Origin of the sequence: Leptolyngbya sp. BL0902, assembly GCF_016403105.1 — a bacterium.
In the GTDB taxonomy this organism is placed as follows: domain Bacteria; phylum Cyanobacteriota; class Cyanobacteriia; order Phormidesmidales; family Phormidesmidaceae; genus Nodosilinea.
This window is the reverse complement of record NZ_CP046156.1, coordinates 12,906-31,036: the sequence shown is the minus strand read 5'-3', so window position 1 is coordinate 31,036 and position 18,131 is coordinate 12,906. Positions and strand designations below refer to the sequence as shown.

At 57.4% G+C, this 18,131-nt stretch carries 19 protein-coding genes; 6 read left to right on the top strand and 13 right to left on the bottom strand.

All coding sequences use genetic code 11. From position 1 onward, the window contains the following. Positions 1-95 precede the first annotated feature (95 nt). From GFS31_RS19235 to GFS31_RS19225, 3 genes are all read right to left on the bottom strand, one after another. Complete coding sequence (locus tag GFS31_RS19235) at positions 96-704, bottom strand: cupin (RefSeq protein WP_198808438.1); 609 nt, start codon at positions 702-704, stop codon at positions 96-98. A gap of 16 nt (positions 705-720) precedes the next feature. Next, positions 721-1,161 (bottom strand): DoxX family protein, encoded by a 441-nt coding sequence (locus GFS31_RS19230; protein ID WP_198808437.1) that lies wholly within the window; start codon positions 1,159-1,161, stop codon positions 721-723. Between the two features lie 69 nt (positions 1,162-1,230). Then, positions 1,231-1,551, bottom strand: a complete 321-nt coding sequence (locus tag GFS31_RS19225; protein WP_198808436.1) for a hypothetical protein — start codon at positions 1,549-1,551, stop codon at positions 1,231-1,233. Between the two features lie 195 nt (positions 1,552-1,746). On the opposite strand from GFS31_RS19225, the gene GFS31_RS19220 reads away from it, so the two are divergent. Continuing rightward, entirely contained in the window at positions 1,747-3,171 is a 1,425-nt protein-coding gene (locus GFS31_RS19220; protein ID WP_198808435.1) for an NAD(P)/FAD-dependent oxidoreductase, read from the top strand. A gap of 117 nt (positions 3,172-3,288) precedes the next feature. On the opposite strand, the gene GFS31_RS19215 is transcribed toward GFS31_RS19220, so the two are convergent. Next, complete coding sequence (locus GFS31_RS19215; protein ID WP_198808434.1) at positions 3,289-3,948, bottom strand: serine/threonine protein kinase; 660 nt, start codon at positions 3,946-3,948, stop codon at positions 3,289-3,291. A gap of 133 nt (positions 3,949-4,081) precedes the next feature. On the opposite strand from GFS31_RS19215, the gene GFS31_RS19210 reads away from it, so the two are divergent. The 3 genes from GFS31_RS19210 to GFS31_RS19200 are packed head-to-tail and all read left to right on the top strand — an operon-like array spanning position 4,082 to position 6,231. Next, a complete protein-coding gene (locus tag GFS31_RS19210; protein ID WP_198808433.1) occupies positions 4,082-4,732 on the top strand; it encodes a hypothetical protein in 651 nt (216 codons plus the stop codon). Between the two features lie 28 nt (positions 4,733-4,760). Then, the gene (locus tag GFS31_RS19205) at positions 4,761-5,621 is read left to right on the top strand and encodes a hypothetical protein (RefSeq protein ID WP_198808432.1); all 861 of its coding nucleotides are present in this window, start codon (positions 4,761-4,763) and stop codon (positions 5,619-5,621) included. Then, a complete protein-coding gene (locus GFS31_RS19200) occupies positions 5,581-6,231 on the top strand; it encodes an N-6 DNA methylase (RefSeq protein WP_198808431.1) in 651 nt (216 codons plus the stop codon). The genes GFS31_RS19205 and GFS31_RS19200 overlap by 41 nt, the downstream gene beginning before the upstream one ends. Here the strand turns inward: GFS31_RS19200 and GFS31_RS19195 are convergent. After that, positions 6,226-8,016, bottom strand: a complete 1,791-nt coding sequence (locus tag GFS31_RS19195; RefSeq protein WP_198808430.1) for a type IV secretory system conjugative DNA transfer family protein — start codon at positions 8,014-8,016, stop codon at positions 6,226-6,228. The genes GFS31_RS19200 and GFS31_RS19195 overlap by 6 nt on opposite strands. Before the next feature lie 72 nt (positions 8,017-8,088). On the opposite strand from GFS31_RS19195, the gene GFS31_RS19190 reads away from it, so the two are divergent. Beyond that, on the top strand, positions 8,089-9,147 hold the full coding sequence (locus GFS31_RS19190) for a DUF5895 domain-containing protein (protein ID WP_198808429.1): 1,059 nt from the start codon (positions 8,089-8,091) through the stop codon (positions 9,145-9,147). 39 nt (positions 9,148-9,186) lie between these two features. Here the strand turns inward: GFS31_RS19190 and GFS31_RS19185 are convergent, their stop codons facing one another. The 4 genes from GFS31_RS19185 to GFS31_RS19170 are packed head-to-tail and all read right to left on the bottom strand — an operon-like array spanning position 9,187 to position 13,004. Beyond that, positions 9,187-9,870 carry a hypothetical protein gene (locus GFS31_RS19185; protein WP_198808428.1) on the bottom strand — a complete coding sequence of 228 codons (684 nt, stop codon included), beginning with the start codon at positions 9,868-9,870 and terminating at the stop codon, positions 9,187-9,189. Positions 9,871-9,874: 4 nt separating this feature from the next. Next, the gene (locus tag GFS31_RS19180) at positions 9,875-10,240 is read right to left on the bottom strand and encodes a hypothetical protein (protein WP_198808427.1); all 366 of its coding nucleotides are present in this window, start codon (positions 10,238-10,240) and stop codon (positions 9,875-9,877) included. Between the two features lie 5 nt (positions 10,241-10,245). Next, the gene (locus GFS31_RS19175; RefSeq protein WP_198808426.1) at positions 10,246-12,525 is read right to left on the bottom strand and encodes a hypothetical protein; all 2,280 of its coding nucleotides are present in this window, start codon (positions 12,523-12,525) and stop codon (positions 10,246-10,248) included. Between the two features lie 50 nt (positions 12,526-12,575). Continuing rightward, positions 12,576-13,004 (bottom strand): hypothetical protein, encoded by a 429-nt coding sequence (locus tag GFS31_RS19170; protein ID WP_198808425.1) that lies wholly within the window; start codon positions 13,002-13,004, stop codon positions 12,576-12,578. A gap of 209 nt (positions 13,005-13,213) precedes the next feature. Here GFS31_RS19170 and GFS31_RS19165 point away from each other — a divergent pair, with 209 nt between their 5' ends. Then, positions 13,214-13,819, top strand: a complete 606-nt coding sequence (locus tag GFS31_RS19165) for a hypothetical protein (protein ID WP_198808424.1) — start codon at positions 13,214-13,216, stop codon at positions 13,817-13,819. On the opposite strand, the gene GFS31_RS19160 is transcribed toward GFS31_RS19165, so the two are convergent. Genes GFS31_RS19160 through GFS31_RS19145 form a run of 4 tightly spaced genes read right to left on the bottom strand, consistent with a single transcriptional unit; the run spans position 13,816 to position 18,001 of the window. Further along, complete coding sequence (locus GFS31_RS19160; RefSeq protein WP_198808423.1) at positions 13,816-14,823, bottom strand: DUF6753 family protein; 1,008 nt, start codon at positions 14,821-14,823, stop codon at positions 13,816-13,818. The genes GFS31_RS19165 and GFS31_RS19160 overlap by 4 nt on opposite strands. 3 nt (positions 14,824-14,826) lie before the next feature. Next, entirely contained in the window at positions 14,827-16,311 is a 1,485-nt protein-coding gene (locus GFS31_RS19155) for a high mobility group family protein (RefSeq protein ID WP_198808422.1), read from the bottom strand. A 15-nt stretch (positions 16,312-16,326) separates the two neighbouring features. Next, entirely contained in the window at positions 16,327-16,782 is a 456-nt protein-coding gene (locus tag GFS31_RS19150) for a hypothetical protein (protein ID WP_198808421.1), read from the bottom strand. 37 nt (positions 16,783-16,819) lie between these two features. Beyond that, positions 16,820-18,001 carry a hypothetical protein gene (locus GFS31_RS19145; RefSeq protein WP_198808420.1) on the bottom strand — a complete coding sequence of 394 codons (1,182 nt, stop codon included), beginning with the start codon at positions 17,999-18,001 and terminating at the stop codon, positions 16,820-16,822. Positions 18,002-18,131 lie beyond the last annotated feature (130 nt).

Genomic DNA, 18,131 nt, shown 5'->3' with positions numbered 1-18,131 from the left:
ATTGCGGCTATCGGTGAGTTTTAAACCTATTGATTATCATGCAACTCTTGGCCTATTCACTGCTTGATCAACGGCCTTTCCTTGAGCTACGACTATCAAAAGCGCTTAGCGGTGTGGTGGTCGGGGTCAAATTCATAGCGCTTTTGAAAATTGGTGACACCATAGAGGTTGAAGGAGATCGTGGGCGCATCCCCTAGGGGTTCGACGCTGTGGATGGCGTCGGCGGTGAGGGCCACGATGTCGCCCGGATTGAGGATGAGGTCTTGGGTGGGGGCAAGGAGGTCGGGGTGGTCGGCATCGGGTTGGCGTTGCCATAGGCGGTTGCGCTCTTGCCCATCCAGCAGGGCCACAATGCCCCAGGTGCCGTGGTTATGGATGGGCGACCGCTGCCCTGGTGCCCAGGCCACCATTTGAATCGTGATAGGAAACTCGTGTTCTTGGTAGAGAAAGCGCACGCTCCAGCCCGTTTTTGGGTTGGGTGGGTCGTATTCCATCTGGAGCCAGAAGGAACTGATGAGCAGGGTGCGCACCAGCGGAGTAATCGCCTCTAGGCGGGCCACATCGTCGTGGGTCACTTTCAAGATGTCTTCCAGGTCGGTGAGGAAGCGGTAGAGGCGATAGTACTCGGCGGGTTCGGCCATCTCAGCATTCCCGAAGTCGCGGCATTGTCCGTTGTCGGTGACAAGCCAGTTGTGGTTCGTCATGGAGTGGGCCTTTAACCTACTGGAAGCTGCGTTCGGCGGGGGATGGGTTGGCCAGGGCTGGGGCTTGGGAGTCGATGGCAATGGCACCGGGGCCAAAGGCCATCAGCACCAAGACGGCAGCTACTAGGAGGATATCGCGTTCTAGGCCGGGGGTGGGTGATCCTGCGGCAAAGGACAGGGGCACATGAACGCCTGTAATCGCCGCCGCCATAATGGTTAAAAACGCCAGACTGGCCCACTTATTCAAAAATCCGACCAACAGCAGCACGCTGGCGATTACTTCCACAATGCCCGTAATGGGGCCGAGCCAGCCCGGAAAGCCCATGTCAGCAAACATCGCACTCGCCATCGGCCAATTAAAGGCTTTGGTGAGACCGTGGGGGAGAAACACAAAAATGGTGGCCAATCGCAACATCAGCAGGGCGTAGTCGGTAGAACGGGGCACAGAACGGAACATGGGTGTACCTCAACAAGGAATGGCAAGAATCGATTTAGCGATAGGTGGAGACAGGGCTAGAGCAGGTGCTTAACTTCCGGCGCAAGGGTTTGCTCCGGCGCAGGGGTCAGCTTTACTCGCACAGGGATTCGCCTTGCCTGCACAGGGGTCTGCCTTGCTGGCACAAGGATTCGCTCCGGCGCAGGGATCGGTTTTACTCGCACAAGGATTCGCCTTGCCTGCACAGGGATTTCCGGCGCAAGGATTCGCTCCGGCGCAGGGGTTGACTACGCCGGGGGTATTGCCCGAACAGGGATTTGCGCCAGAGGGGGCATTGCCAGCGGCGACTGCGCCCATGCCAATGGCTCCGATGGTGGCCAGAACCGCAAGGTATTTGAACTGGAAATTCATGGTTGGAGTGCCTGTCGATGGGGTAAAACGGCCTAAGCCTCGCTGACTACCAGCTAACAGAACCCCTCTGAAGTGCGCCTGAACCTAAGCTGAGAACTTGATGAGAGAGCAAGCCCCTCATGCACTGTTGATCCGTGACTCAGGACGCTCTCATATCGCCCTGTCATCATGAACCTGTGCGTTCAAGGAGTAGCGATGTCAGGGTCAGAACGGCCAACCATCATTGTGGGCGGTGGGTTTACGGGCCTATTTGCCGCCATGCACCTCTGCCGCCAGCACCATCCTCGGCCCATGGTGCTGATCGACAAAGGGGATCGCTTTGTCTTCAAACCGCTGCTCTACGAACTCCTCAGCGGCGAACTCACCGAGGCGCAGGTATGGCCCCGTTACGATACCCTGTTCAACGACGACGGGATCACCTTTATCCACGACACGGTAGATCGTATCGACCTAGACAACCAAACCGTGATTCTAGCCTCAGGGCATCGCTATTCCTACGGGCACCTGATCTTGGGATTGGGCAGCATCGTCCAGGATTTCGGTATTCCGGGGGTGAAAGACCACGCCTTTGCCTTTCGCACTGGAGAAGATGTGACTCACCTGCGCCGTCACCTGCGCCAATGCCTTCAGCGAGCCAGCCAAACCCAGGATCCAAACCAGCGACGGGCCTTGCTGACAGTGACGATCATTGGGGCGGGGCCAGCGGGGGTGGAAATGGCGGCGACCCTAGGCGATCTCTTGCCCCAGTGGGCCAGCCCATTTGAAGGTCTGATGGACGAACTGAAGATTGTGATCGTCAACCGCAGTCCCGAAATCCTCAAGGGCGACATCAACAGCGGCCTACGCGATACGGTGCAGCGGGCCTTGCAACATCGCTGGATACCCATTCAGTTCCTCACCGGAGCCGCTGTTCAGGTCGCCGCCAATCATCTGGTTTACCAAGATCCGGGCCAAGGCCAAACCCACACCCTACCCACCCACACCATCCTCTGGATGACGGGCAACCAGGTTAACCCCGTTATCGCCAACTTGTCGAATGCCCAAAAAGACCAGACCGGACGGCTGCGAGTCTTACCCACCCTCCAGGTTCCGGGCTATCCCAACGTGTTTGCCGGGGGCGACTGCTCCGTGCTCGATGCACCCCAGCCCGCCACGGCTCAAGTGGCCTACCAGCAGGGAGCCGCCATCGCCAGCAATCTCAAGGCTGTGATTCATCATCAGCCGCTCCAGCCTGTCCAAGTTTCTCTGCGCGGCACCCTAATCAAACTGGGCCAAGCCGAGGGAGCCGCCAACCTGTTTGATCGCATCGCCATCACCGGACGCAGTGGCCACCTGATTCGCCAGGGCACCTACCTCAGTCTGTTGCCCAACCCCGTCCACAACCTGAGCGGTATCGTCAGTTGGCTCTCCGATGAACTGTTTCAGCGCCACACCCTGCCCAGTAAGCCCCAACTGGGTCTGCACTCCCCGCTACCGGGTTGGGTACTCAGTGGTGCCCTAGGCATCACCGTTGCGGTAGGTGGCATGATGGCGTGGCGGGCCATAGCCCCGGCCCAATTCGAGCGCCTTTGGCCATCGACCCATGCGCCCACGCGAGTTGAACCTAAGAATCAGCGATAGCCATCAACACCCTAACTCGATACTGGCGTTTGTTGGGTCTCTTACTATGGCAACTGGCCTACCTCTGGTCTCCCGGCAGAGCGGCAGCACCATACCTTCAATCATGATGGCCATAGGCTAGCGCAGCACAACGCCTAAACAACGGCGAAACAGTCGATACACCGCCCGCACCCCGTCTAGGACAACATAGGGGAGCGGCAATCCTAGGGGCAGAAAAAAGGGCCGATAAATCCACCAGTAGGCCCACTTCACATCCTTCCAGGCGCGACAGGGCTCGGAATTGAGAAAGTCAGAGACATCGACGACTAGGCCACGTCCTTCGCTCTGCATGACGTTGCGGCCATGGACATCGTGGGGGAACAGGCCCAGACGGCGAATATCGTCGAGGGCGGCATCAATATCGCGAATCACCTGGGGCGGAATGGCGATGCCCCGATGGAGACAGTCGTACAGCGTGACTCCGTGCAGGCGCTTGAGGATGAGAAACGGGTCTTCGCTCGCGTAGCACTGGGAAAAGGCCGGATGCTCAGCCAACCGTCGGTAGACCTCAACTTCGGCGTCAAACCCAGGGCGGCCCGGAGCATAGACTTTGACCACCTGTTCGGGATAGTCGGGGTGTACAAACACAGCGGCGTAGTTGCCTACCCCCAGACAGCGCCAGGGACTCGGCACCCGGTGAACCACCACCGGATGGTGCGGATGGACGCTTTCGAGGTGCAGTTCTGGCAGCAGGTCTTGGCGAACGCCTTGCACCAGCGACGGAATGGGGTCACGCATAGGGAGGGGTGAAATCGCGGTCACAGCGCGGCTCTAGGTCTCAATTATGACAAGACGCGGGGCCATGGCTACTCCCCCTCCCCCAAAGCTTCCCTATCGGGAAGGTGGGGGGACGTCTATTTTCAATGCCCCCATGGCCTTCCTGTCGATTCAAGACCTCTGCCAACCCCGTGGATTCAGCGCTCACCCTGGCCACCGCACGCCGCCGATGAGCCCCGCCGAACAGCAGCGCCGACTCCTGACCCTCCTACAACAGGCCCAGTTGGGCTTAGACTATCAGCCCATCCTCAACCAACACCCTGAGCTTCAGCCTCTCGTTGAGCAAATCCAAACCCTGACGCCATCTGCCTTAACAACCCCGGCCCGACACCTACGCCTCCAGCGGCCCCTTCAAGCCCCCCTCACCCTAGAGGGAGCCACGCACTGGATTCAGGCCACCGTCAACCTGGGCTACCGACGGGGTCTTCCCAAGCTAATCGATTGGGCCATCCGCAAGCCCAGACCCAGCCGAGCCGATGCGGTCAAGCTCTGGGTCGCAGCGGAGCATTTCACTCAAACCGAAGGGCTAAATCTCAACCAGATCAAGCTCGTCATCGTCGCGCTCAGTCTTACCCATCCACCCCAGTCCCTCGTCATGCGCTGGAACCGTCAGCGGCACCACCAAACCCAGACCTGGATCCGCCAGCAGTTGAAGGGCGACAGCGAACCCCAGTTCACACCCTCCCTAGACCCCACCCTAGCCGCCTGTCTCGACATTCGCAAGATTCCTGAAATCGCCCTTTGATTGATAACCCTTTACCCCCACTAAACCCATGACCAAAACCCATGGCTGGCTGTGGCCTGAACTACTGCGCCTCGATTCCACCTACCAAGGCCGCTACGAATGCTGGCACCAGACCAAAACCCAGCCCCACCTGACCCTCGACACCCTCGCCCCGCCTGAACCCATTCCCTTCCTCAAGCCGGGAGAGGCCGGATTCGATAGAACGCTAGCGATGCTCAACGCCTGCTGCAAAGCCTTGGGGGGCAATCGTCAAACACCCGGAATGCAGGAAGTGCGCTATCTAGCCCAGTGGATGTTGTTTAGCCTAGGCCATCCCTATCAGAAACAGCCCCCCAAGCTGGACTGCGGCATCGCAGGAGCGAGACGAAAACGTCTAGAGAATGTCTTCGACTTGAGTCTCCTGATTCGATTTCCGAGCGACTATTTCGGTCATCTCTTGGCCCGCAGCCGATACGGCCAGAAGCACACGAGTTTCTACCCGACCCTGCAACCCGTCGCCCAACTCATGACCGAGCTAGGGCAGCAGGTCAATCAAAGGGCAAAGCCCGTGCGACTCTTTGACCCCTGCCTCGGCACAGGCCGACTGGCCCTCGAAGCCTCAAATCAGGCCCGTGCCTTAGTGGGCTGGGAGCGAGACCGACCGTTGCTAGAGGTGGCCCTAGCTAACTTCATGCTCTATGCCCCAGACTTCGCCCTGCCGATTCCAGGACTGGGGGGGCAACTGGTCTGGGGCGATGCGCTGGAGCGTCAAGGCACCGTTATTGTGGGGACTTCAGAGCTACCCGACCCTTGGCCTGCCCTCGAACCGCCCTCTAACCCTCGTTCATCCACAAAGCGACCTGAAATTCATGACTCAGACTCAAACCAAGCCCAACTCCGTCTCTTTTGAACCCGTTGACTGGCTCACGCTGTTTGCTGACTGTGAGAAGCATCCTCCCGTTCCCACCGTGTCTTTGAAAACCTTGGCCATCCTCAACCCACCCTTTGGGAAACAAGCGATTCAGCACCCGGTCGCCCAAACCTACGAGCTAGGGCATCACTGGCGCAGACCAAAAGCCAATGCAGAACCTGACCTCCATTCAGCGTGGCAGCGAACCAGCCGGGTCAAAGCCTCCACCCAGCTAGAAGTATTGTTCCTGGAGTTGGCCCTCCGCCAGATCGCGCCCGGTGAGGTGATGGTCGCCCTGGTGCCCAACGGCATTCTGGCTGACCACGATCATTCAGCGGCTCGACACTGGTTGATGAACCAAGCTCAGCTTTGGGCCAGCATTCAACTCCCCAAAGAAGTCTGGCAAGCCGAATGCAAGACGGGCATCATCACCAGCGTCATCGTATTCCAGAAGCGTCAGGAACCTTCGACAGATGACTACAACATCTTCATGGCCATGATCCAACACTGTGGCTACAACAGCCGAGGCAAGCCCATTCCAGAGTCCGACTTTGACGAGATTGCTGAAGGATTTCGGGACTTCTGCCCAGCGAATCAGACCAGTTCATGACGCTTCAGAGGGGGGAGGCGGCAGCAGCGTATTGGCATAGGCGATGCGTTCCTGAAGCGATGCGTAGACCTGGTCGTCCGTCACCTTAGCCGCATGGCGGGTCAGGTACGGGCACAGGTATTCGTCCCACAGGTCTCGATTCTGCTTAAGCCGATGGAACTCGCGCTTTGGCATCGGCACCCGCAGTCGGTAGGGCACGTTGGTTTCTTGCCCAGAGCCGTAGCCCGGACTGGCCAGGACACATTCCCCGGTGCGGAATCGCAGAATCTCGTCGGGGGTGAATAGCGGCATCTTCTGAAGGCTTTCGCTGTAGGTGATGCTGCGGCTCATCCGCCCTGCCAGGGTGCGGCCCGTCGATTTCTGCCGATGAATAAAGTCTTTCTCACCAAACCGTTTGCTGTAGCTCTCAGCGGTCTGGGTGTCGCCGGGATAAAAGAGCAGATGGGTGGCACAGGCTGAGGCAATGGCCTGACCCCGCTTATCGCCATAGGTGTCGTAGAGTTGGTTGAGGGACTGAATGCCCAGCACGAACGCACCCCCATTGGAGCGATACTCGTTAATCCAGTTGGGCAGTCGGTCAAGGCGAATCGAGGGTAGTTCGTCCAGGGCAATGAGGATGGGGTCTTGGCGCGGGGTGGCTAGGTTCTTCACCACGCACAGGTGAAGCGCCGCCGCCAGCAATGGCCCCACCACGCTGCGGCGCTCATCGTCGAGCTTGAAGATAATCATCTGCTTACCCTCAATCCGAGCGGGGAGGGTGGATGGCCCCATAAAGTTGGGCAGCAGGTCTTTTTGAATGAAGCTGCTGAAGGTCGCCGATGTGGTGGTCATAATGCCAGAGACGGTCTTTTCGGCATCTTTAGAGGCCAGAAGCTGATTAAAGCTCGCCGCCACCCAAGGGTCGATCTGCCCTTGCTGCACGGCATTATCAATGCGATGCACAACGTCCGGGAGCTGCAACAGGGCATAGACCATACCCATATCGGGGTAGGGCGTGGAGCGGGCCAACTGAATCAGCGCCTTACCCAACTGCTCTCCGGCTTTGCTGAAAAACTCATCACTGCGGCCACCCCCCTGGGCTGATTGCGCATTACGGACAATCACCGACCCCAGTTCCCCGGCCATGACCGCATCGGTTGAGTCTTTGAGAAATTCGACGGGATTAAACACGCCGCTGTACGGTTCACCGGGAGCCAGCACATGCACCTCATAGCCATAGCGTGCCGCGAGCGGGGCATGGAGCCGCATCTGGTCACCCTTCTTGTCGTAGAGCAAGACGGGAATGCCTTGAGCCAAGGCCGACTCAATCATCGGGTCGATGGCACTGGCCGTCTTCCCTGACCCTGGACTGCCCAACACCAGGATGCTGCGCTGGGCATCGGGCAACCACAGCGCGGGGGGAGACCCAAACAAGGTCTGAATCTGCGCCCCCAGTTTACGCCAACGGCCTGACCACCAAAATTGAGGAGGCTTACCTGCCCACAGCGTTAACTCATCACGAGGTCGTTGGGGGCGTACCGACGTTGCCGTTTTGGGCCTTGGTTTGGACTTAGCCTGTTTCAGGGTGGGGGGCTGATAGTCCAGCGGTAGCCGCAGTTGCTTCAGGGCCTTGGCATTGGCCGAGAGTTTGTCTGAGGTCTGAACCGTACGACCTGTGGTGATGGTGCCTTTGTTATCTTTGAGCACCAGCATCATCACCACCAGCACGCCAAACGCTCCCAGCATCAGGTAGCCCTGGGGATTGTTGTACTGCTCAATCAGCCCACTGAAGTCGATTCCAAACATTGGCCCTTTCCTTTGCTGACTAGCGGCTATCGCCGTTAAGGGGCGATTGACGTTTCTCAAGGTTTTTGACCTATGGCCCCTCGAACCCAAACCTCCCCACGCACAACCCCAACCCAACCCTCAGCCCGAACCCCTAAACCGAAAGCGGGCACCAAAACGGGACAAGCCCGAACCCGAAAGCCCAAGGCCGACCTCACCGTAGACCCGGAACTGCTCAACCCTGAGTTCAACGAAACGCGACGGCCCCGGCTGCCCTACGGCATCATCGTCAACGACAACCCGGCAGGCATCCTGATTCCCGTTGACCAACTGGAATCGGCGGGCTGGCTGAATCCGCCTGACGAACTCGATGACATCATCATTGGCGAGAACACGGTCATTGGCCTGTTCCTAGACGAATGCCGACTGGTCGTCCTGGCTAAGGTGCCGCCCTACATCCGCTACAAAGACGCGGATCAGCTCACCGAACGAGGTGGGGACGAAACCCTGGCCCATACCCTGGTTGGCCCCTACGACACCCACCAAATCCACCTCGACAAAGCCCTGATGGAGGTCGTCTCTGAGCACGCCGTTGTGTTCCTAGACGATGCGGATCAGCCGCTGCACACCACGCCCATCGTCATCCGGTTCAAGAACGTCGCCCTCTGGAGCTTCATTAGCACCTGCGACGACTACTACCGCAAGGTCGAAAAGGCCTTTGCCGAGATGGTCAATCTGCCCTACAGCGGCAAATCCGACCAATGGCGCTCGCTGGTCGTTGTGCCTGTGGCGTTCACCCCCGAAAAGCAAGGGAAGGGCAAAAACAAATCCACCTGCTGCAAGGCGATGGTTGAGTTTGTGCCCACCGCAGACACCCTGTTTGAGGTCTTCCTCGGCACACCCCAAGGTAAAGCCTTAATCTGGGGGCTACATACCGAAGTCGCAGGCTTTGTGGAATCGGCCCCGACCGCCATGGCCCTACCGCCCACCCCAACGGGACACACCTTGCCCAGTGGTGTGGCCTCCGCCAGCCCTGACGACCTAGAACTCGATGGGGACGACGACGAGGAGTTTGACCCCGACGACGACGAGGCCATTGAGGTCGATGCCATCGTTGACGAAGACTCTGACGAGGACGACGACGACTACTAACCCCCATCCCTGCCCTGTCTCAGCCAGACGGGGTAGGGGTCAACTCGCCGCCAAGGGCAAACGACGATTGCGGGTCGGTTGATATTGGCCTCCCCGCAGACAGGCGATGCGCTCGACCACTTGGTTGCCCTCAACCTGAGTGGCCAACAGGCAGGGCAAGGGGCGAACCACCCCATCTTCTGCCTCAATCGGTTGAATCACAGGTGTTCCGGGGGGGAGGTCATCCCTTAAGTGGGCCGAAAAGACCACCCCCCGAAGTGCGTCGCCATCGAGCCAGAGGCCGCTGTACAGACAACCCGCTGCACCACACAATCGGTCGCTTCGATAATCCACCAAGACCAGCCGACCCTCATCGCCAGGGATGGACCAGCCCACCATGGTGGCCGTGAGCGCATCGGCATCCGTTCCCGTTAGGCTGGTTTCAGCGGCGATGACGTCTTGAATGATGGGCTCAGGCAGCACACGAGACACGGGTTGCCAGTCCCCCACGTTAGCCTGGGCGCTGCACCCCACCGACAGCAGAGCCATGCTGAGCAAGACCGCTAGGGCAAACCCAATCCGAAACCGATTGGCGGCTCGACGCAGCCATTTGGGTGGCCCTGGCAGTTCAGCCTCAACCTCGGAGAGAGTCGGCCCCTCCCCGGATGCGGCCCGTCGCCAGTCGTCCCAGGTGAGGGCACGCAGGTGATTTAGCCCTTGAACAAAATCCTGTTTTGAGACCATGGCGCTAGTCCTCCAGCAGTCCAGGAATATCCACACTAGGAACCTCCAACTGCTCTAGGACAGCGGCGTTCATCGCACCCCCACCACTTTCGACCACGACCCAGCCCTCCTCGGATTGTTGCAGCAGGGTTTGGCCACCCAGGTGCTCAACGTTCCAAGTGGCTAAAGCATAGTCGCCCGATACGTTGATGCGCCTGATTTCTGGGGTCAGGTCAGCCCTTAAGCCTTCACTCACCACCTCCATCACCACGGCCTCAATCTCAGCCGTCGATTGAGCCTGACTGGGCAGATAGGTCGCCATACCCAGCGCTAACGCCAGTCCTAGGACGGCGAGAACACTCAGCTTGCGAAGTCTTTGGAAAACTACCATCGTTATTACCCTCTTGCTTCTGTGATTCGATAAAGGCGGCTGGGGCCAGAGCCATAGAAGCCGCCAAAGTCCGTATCCGAGTCCCAAGTGAAGGCCGCACGACTGGATGAGTTCGAGCGCACCTGGGTACAGCCCTCGTTCAAACAAATCCCGATATGTTCTTGGCCACCGGAAATCACAATGTCGCCTGCTTGGCCCTGGGAACGGTCAATGGGGATGCCTCGATTGTTCTGGAGGTCTGCTTCGACCGCTGGAACCCAGTTCGGTGCATCGCCCCCCAGGCTCGCGATTCCCGCATTCTCCAACACCCGGTTCACCGCCCACGCACAGGCCAGATTGCCGCTATCCGGGCCAGCCCTCGAACTGAACTGGCCCATCGCCATCATCGAACCGTGAATGGCCGTATTGATATCCCCAGCTTCAGGTGGATCACCCCCAGGCCCACCGACTGCAACCTGAGTACCCGCAGGACAAAGATTCAGCCCTCCAGAAGCCCCTCCACCCTGTTCATAGACCTGGCGGGCATTTTCACCGTAGGCGCGCACGCTCAAACGGCCAAAGGCATCCGAGCCACCGCCATCAATCGCCACCCCAGGCCCACCAAAGTGCATCTGAGCCGCTCGCTCCACCAGTCGTCCCCCGGCAAAGGGTCGGCCTGTGGTGGGGTCAATCTGACTAAACGCCTGTCGGAGGTTGTTGGCTAAAAACCCTTCAAAGGCTCGATTCTGATCCTCCGGGGGAAAGTAGCGCATCAGTTCATCGGCACTTGGCGAATGTCCACCCCCCACGCGGGACAAGAAGGCGGTTCCCCCTGGCCTTGCCGCAATGAGTTGAGCCGCCTGGTCGTTGTAGCTCATGAACTGAAACTTGCCCAAGCCCCGGCCACAGTTGCGGCCTCCATCGGCACAGACATGAGGCCCAACCGCAAAATAGCCGCCGCTGCCCTGGGACTCAATACTCGCAATGGCGCTGGCCAAGGTGCCCACGTCAATGCCCGCGACGTTTCGGTTGGAGGTGAACTCTACTGGGTCTGCCCCTTCGGGCCACTCAATACAGTCTGGACTGAAGCGCCCCCAGCGCCCCGCATGACCTAACCCAGTATTCCCAGGCCCAGGCATCGCCCCACCCCGCGTTGCGCCCGTGCGCTGGGAGGGCGTGGCCGAGGGGACATCTCCTTCAAGCAGGCCCACAAAGATCGGGTCATTGATGCGGTAGGTGATGAAGGGGAAAGGGCCAATCACGTAGGGCGTACAGCCGCCCCACCCACAGGCTCGAAAGAAGAGGGCACTGGTCACGGTATCGTCTCGTTCTTCCGGTTCCCAAATCACCTGCTTAAACGCAGGCCCAAAGGGATGACGACCCGTGGGTTCCATCCCGCCATTCACCCCACGCAGCACGCCGCTGCCCCCTTCCACTTCCTGGTACTTACCCGACACCCAGTGGATGCCGTCGAGGGGATTTGTCTCCGGCCCTAGCGCCTGAAGTTCAATCGAGGCGCAGTCTTGACGGTCGATGTGGCAGGGCACCGCAAAGCCCTGTTGCTCAGAACCCGATAGGGTACGAGGCCGATCCCCTTCCCGTGGCCCCCAGACCATGTCGATCTGCATCGTCATGGTGCCGACTGCCGCCACCGGATTGGGAAAGCTTGCGAGAGGCAGATTCCTCAGACCGGGCACCTGATTCAACGTAGCCTGCTCAAAACCGCTGAGGGTGCCGAGAGCGGTCTGGGCAATGCCTGGAATCTGGTTGATCCTAAAGGCGCTGAGGTCGATATCATCCAAGACCCGTTCGCCCAACTCAGGCCAACGCTGAACCGCATGGAACAAGGTCTGGCCCTGGCGTACCCTGCTCCCTAGTTCGGCATCAACCAGCGCCGCAATCGGAGGTAGCGACTCAAGGTCAAAGCGACCCAGAGTCGGAATGGCCACCATCAGGTCATTGATGGACTGACGACCGAGCAACGGGAAGTCTGAGATAGACCATGAACCCAGGTCTTGGGTCAGCCGTGCGCTGAGGTCGTCTAGGGTCAAGTGGCCAGGGGCCAGGTCTTGGAGGTCACTGAAGGTCAGCACTTGGTCGATGGTTTGGCCGATGCGCCAGGTGCGCTGGTACGGCCCCTCTCGAAACCCGCCAGTTTCACTGAAAGCAGGCAAGTCTGCCAACGAGAACTGATTCAAGTCGGGCACGACGACCGATTGGTCAGGACGTACCGAAAATTCAGTGGTGGGAATCGCATGGGCGAAAGCAGGCTGAAGGCCGACCAGCAGCCCAAGCAGCAGGGCCATCAGCCATGACAAACACGTCAAAAACATGGGTCACAACAAAAGCTTTAACGTCAGAGCATTAGTTGGTCGTCGCCATAGGTGCGCGGTCGTTGTCGTCGGGTTGGAGGTTTGCCGGAAGCGGATGGGCCAGACTCCGCATTGACCACCCCTTGGGGCTTCGGCAGCGGTGATGGTGGCAAATCGGCCTCAGAAGGCTGAACCCGTCCTAAATCAGAGCCATACCCCTCACCCTGGGGGATGGGGTTCGCAGCGGTCTCCGTCCAGGGGGTGTCGAAGGGGTTGACCTCGAAGGGATTGCCCCGGTAGCCATCAGCAAAGTGCCGGGTGCGCCAAGGATTGTGGCCCGCCCCTAGCCCTGTATTAGGAGTTCCGTTTTCAGGCGTGTCCTCTAATCCAGAGGTGCCATAGCCCGGTTCAGAAGTGCCGTAACCGGGCGCATGACCGTAGCCCAAATCGGTGTTTTCGTATTCATTAACCATGATGAAGCTGATAGTTATGAACGATAACAAACATCCCTAAGCTAAATCATGAATTCTCCAACAACCTCATCTATAAGACATAGATAAAAGCCAACCTTCAGTTCCCCATTGACTTAAATTTCTACCTAAAGTCATAGAGACAGTATTAGCTATCAAAGCGAGTCTGGGCCGCTATCGCTGGTTGTGGGTGTCATTACCTGGCCTCTGTCATGCCTCAAACCACACAAGTAAGCCCATCTACAACCACCGATCCTTATGCCAATCTCAAGGCTATGGCCGCTGTTTTGAATGAACCTGGATTCATGCTGACGATGTTACTATTTATGGACAGTGACGGTATAAAGGTCAGTCCTGAACAGTTCAAGTATTTCACGGGTCCTGTCATTTTTGGAAAGCCTGAACAAGCATGGAACTTGCCCCAGGAAACGACCGAAAAGCTCGTCAAAGCGGTTCGATTAGAGCGCTTTGGGTTGATTCTGGATGAATGTTCTAGCCTTGCTCAACCCGGTCAAACCTGCACCGCTGCAGAACTGGTTTGCGCCATCCAGCCCTACACCCAGGTCGCACCGCTGGGCCATAATCTCAGCGCCATTTGCTTGAACGCTTTTGCCCAAGTGCTGGAGGCTCACCCAGACCTGTTTCCGGCTGTCGATGCCAACCCACTCAAACTGGACATGACCGACCCCTACGAACTAAGAGACCTCCAACTCACGATTCGACGCAAGGTCGTCGCACGGGGCCATCACCCCCTGGCCAACCGACCGGAACCCAACTCAACCCAAGCTCCGCAAATCCACCAAATCAGCCTGTTCTAGTCGCCTCTGAAGGTACGCTGCTCAGGCGGCACCACCCAGAGCGCACAGGCTCCCGATTCAGCCACCTCCCCTTCAATGGCTAGGGCCACGCCCTGTTCAGAGAGTTGGCGCTGACAGCGGCCATTGAGCACCAGGTTGCGGTTCCACGACCACAACTCCTGAGCCTGCTGGCCTTCCTCACTCATCACCCACCGCAGCGCCTCAGCCTGGTCTTGGTCGAGGCGCACGTTGCCCGTCACCAGGGGAGGTCGTTGGCTGTACCCCACCGTTCGCCCCAGCCCAAAGAAGGCACCTCCCACGACGAGGACGCTGATGGCTGCAATCGTCAGGTTGGCAGCACTTAACGCGGCTCGAAACGAGTTCAGCGAACTCACCAACAAGAGTCGATTCAAGATGGACGTGATCTTCGCTCGCTGACGCTGCACGGCACTATCGGCTGAAGCGTTGATGACCGCGACGGCTTGGTCACATTCTTCTTTGAGCACCGCTCGAAAGGCTTGTTCAAGTTCAGCCGGACGATGGCGCAACAAGGCCTCCAATCGGCCCGTGCTGTAGAGAATCGAAAACAGCGGATCATCAGGCCCAACGCCGCATTGCGTCGCCACCTGATACACCGTCTGCTTGAATTCAGGGGTTTGATCTTGAAGGGCTAGGTCAAACCGGGTCAGGTGGTCGCCCACCGACTCTAGCTGCTGTCGTTCATAGCGTTCCTGCAACCGACGCAGCACCCAAACGAGTTCTGCCGGATTATAGCCCTGACACACCGGGGAGCCTTCTTGAAACAGGGTCCAAATGGCAGCGGCTTTCTCTTGCTTGAGCCGTTGTCGGGCTTGCTCGGCTAAGGCAGGCGGCACCCGAGGGGCAGGGACATAGTGATAACGCTCATCCCCTGGTGGGTCGGGTGGCTCTTGCTCCACCAGTTCACCGTCTCGTCCTTGGGCGATGAGTTGCATCAAGCCCTGGAGCGTGGAGGCTTCCGTGGTCGGTCGTTGCGTCTGAACCATGGCCTAACCCCGATGCCCGTTCGAGTGGGAGACCTGAACTAAACCGACATCAGAGGACTCAGCCATCAGCCTCTCAGGATCATCGGCATCGACGATTTCATAGTCGCCCCCTAGGCCCAGTTCATCGTAGGTCAGCGAATCGTCCTCCGGGTCTGACAGGTTATCCATCCAATCGCCATTTTCAGCTTGATACATACCACGCCTGTCCTCAGCCTCATCGACGGGTAGACTCGCATTCAGACCGTCAGATCCGACAGAAACATCAGGCTTAGCCTCAGGCTTAGCCTTGGACTTAGGTTCAGTTTTGGGTTTAGCCTTGGCCCTAGATTTACGCTTAGACTCAGACTTAACTTTGGGCTTAGCGTCGGATTCAGATTTAGGCTCAGGTTTAGACTCGGACTCAGACTTAGACTCGGACTCAGGGTTAGACTCGGACTCAGGTTTAGGCTCAGGCTGAGCTTTGGGCTGAGCTTTGAACGGACGAGTGCCTATCTTGAAGTTGGATGGGTGGTAGGCTTCGGCTGGCTTCATCGTGGTCAGTTCGACCAAGTTGTCCATCAAACCAGACTCGGCTATCCGAATCGTGGTGTCCCTCAAGAACCGATAGAGGCGGCCTCGACTGGTCGTCGTTAGGTCTTGGCGGGCCATGGCGGCGGCGTAGGTCAGCTTTTCTCGATTGAGGATATCGACTTCAGGTTGGGCCAGTCGAGGAAAGTCAACGGTATAAATATCATTCCGGCAAACCAAATCCGATAGTCCCTCCACCGCATACAGAGGCTCCCAGTCGATGCGCAACGAACTGGGCAGCAGCGCCTCATTGCGCACCAGGATGTGATGGATGCGGCCAGGACACAACTGGTCGTAGTAGCGAACCGCGGCCATAAACTCCTGACCATCGGTCTCGGTGCAGCCACTCAAATGCCAGCGGTGAATGCGAGGCTGCTTGCCCTCCATCAAATCCTCCAAAGTCGGCTGGTTGGAGACTAGATTGAGTAAAGAGGAAGGCTCCCCCGCCAAGGCACCCGCCGTCAAATCTTGGAACGGCTCTGGCTCAACCGCCTCATAGATATCATCCGTTCCAGACAGCTTGAGACGAACATCCAATAAGTTACTATCCCGCAACCAGGCCGACGAAAACTCAAAACTTGACCCCGGCAAGTTGAGAAAGACATTTAACCCAGACCTTAAACAGTCCATGATCTGCTTATTGGCCTTAGAAAATCCGTAGCCTAGTTCGGTGCGAATATCGAAATCAATCGTCTCAGGGTAGATGGGACTGATATTGCCCTTCACCGACCCATCGGTGGTCTTGAGGTCTGCATCAAACAAGACACCATTGAACTCGTTGTACTCAAGGTGATGGGCCAAGAATCGGCTGAACGTAGATTTGCCCTTTCCGCCTGAGAATGAATCAATGATATGAATCGAAGGAAAGGGAGGCAGGTCAGGCACCGTTTGAGTTTCTTTAAGCTGGGCAGTGGTTTTCATCAATAACCTCGAATGCTAAGCTTCTTTGTCGCTGATAATCGTGAGCCCAGCCCAGGGCGTATCTGACGTATCAATCTCTACGGCTGATGTCGGGCTTGAGTCAGTCTTGTCGGGTCGGGCCTCACGTGGGTCAGGATCTGGCACCACCTGAAGCCTTGGTTGGCCAGGATTGAAGCGAGGTGGCTCCATGGCCTGAGTCGATAACGGTGTCGGAACTAGGTCAGGGAACAAGGATTTAATGAGGTTGATTCGAGCCTCTAGCTCATGGATAGACTCAAGCACCGCCATGCGCAGCTTTGGATCTTCTAACTTGGGGTCAACTTGATACGCCATTTCAGCGAGGTAATAGGCTGTAATCGCTTTAGCGCCTTGAACAGAAATACTATCGTCGGTCTGCTTGAGATGATCAAAAACAAGCGCTTCTAAATGTGTCCTAGAACGTAGCCGAATTTGAGAATCAGATTTAGCCATGATGAACCACACCTATCAACAGCACAAATGATTAAACCTAGCCAACTCGTTGCGATTCTGATGATTGGAAAGACTTAGGCTTAGGAAACTTAAACTCTGCTCGCATCCCCTCAAATGCGCTGTAAACATCTTCGAGGCGATTGACGTACTCTGGCCTGACCTCAATCGACTCTGGAATGTCGATGCCGTAGTCAACGTATTGTTCTAGGTCAGGCCGACAGTCTTCAAGCAATGGCCCCAGCGCATTGACGCCGCCACCACAGAAGACAATGGCCGTGGATTTATCGTCTGAGAGCATATTGTCAATCCAGTTTTTCAGCCGTGCACAGTAGGCATGGTTCGCTTTACTGAACCCCTGGCATAGCTCTCGACCTGCCTTCTCTTTCAGATCAGGGTCACTGTAGGAGGTGACGCGATAGTAGGGGTAAAAGTCGTCTTTCAGGCGGGCCTCGAAGGCGACTTCCATCAATCGTTCGGTAGAGACCCCATGGGCTCCATGGAGCATATCAAGGCACACTCTAAACCCCAGATTTGATGTCCTGAGCGTTTTAGGTTCTCCCCCTCGAATCAGCACCGCCGTGGCATTGCGATGGCCGAGCATAAACACCGTCGCATCTCGATGTTCAGGATGCTCCTTCAGAAATGAGCGAGCCACTCCCAATCCTTCCGGCTGACATTCAAAACTCCAAAGCTGAGGTTGAAGGATTCCGGTTGGGGTCATAAAGCCTTGCTCAAAGGCCGATATCACGCGACGCTGAAAGTCACCGACAAAACTAGCCTCATCCGAAGGCAATAAGCAGCGAACGGCGACACCAAAGTCATCCGGCATCTTGTAGCCTTCCTCGATTAACCTTTGCTGAATCACCCAAACCGCCCCTAGCAGTTTGTAGAAGGCCTTTTCGTTCTTGGTCACGTTGAGCGTGTTGTACAGCGCAATATCCGCACCGAGGTGGCCCACCGCACCAATCTTGCTCTCGTCGGGTTGGCCTTTGTGATCCAAAAGCTGCGTCCAACAAAACGAGCTGAAGCCAGAGGATTGAGCGATTCGGCCTGTCAAGGTATTCGCATGTTGATCTAACGTGTCCCTATTCACAATGATCGCTTCCGGCGGCATCGTGAACAGTTGAGGCTGGCTCGAACGATGCTGATAAAAAATCTTGGTGCTTGAGCCCCCAAAGTCAACGGCCAGGATGAAGTGGGGTTTAGCCGTGCGTGGCATAGTCACTCCAACTATCGTCTCTCTGACGCTAGCTAATCAAAATTACGCATGGCCTCTATCCAATAGGAGAGTTTGAAGCCGAAATTCCAGCCCAAAGATCTAACCTGCGATGACGGCTATCGCCCTAGGA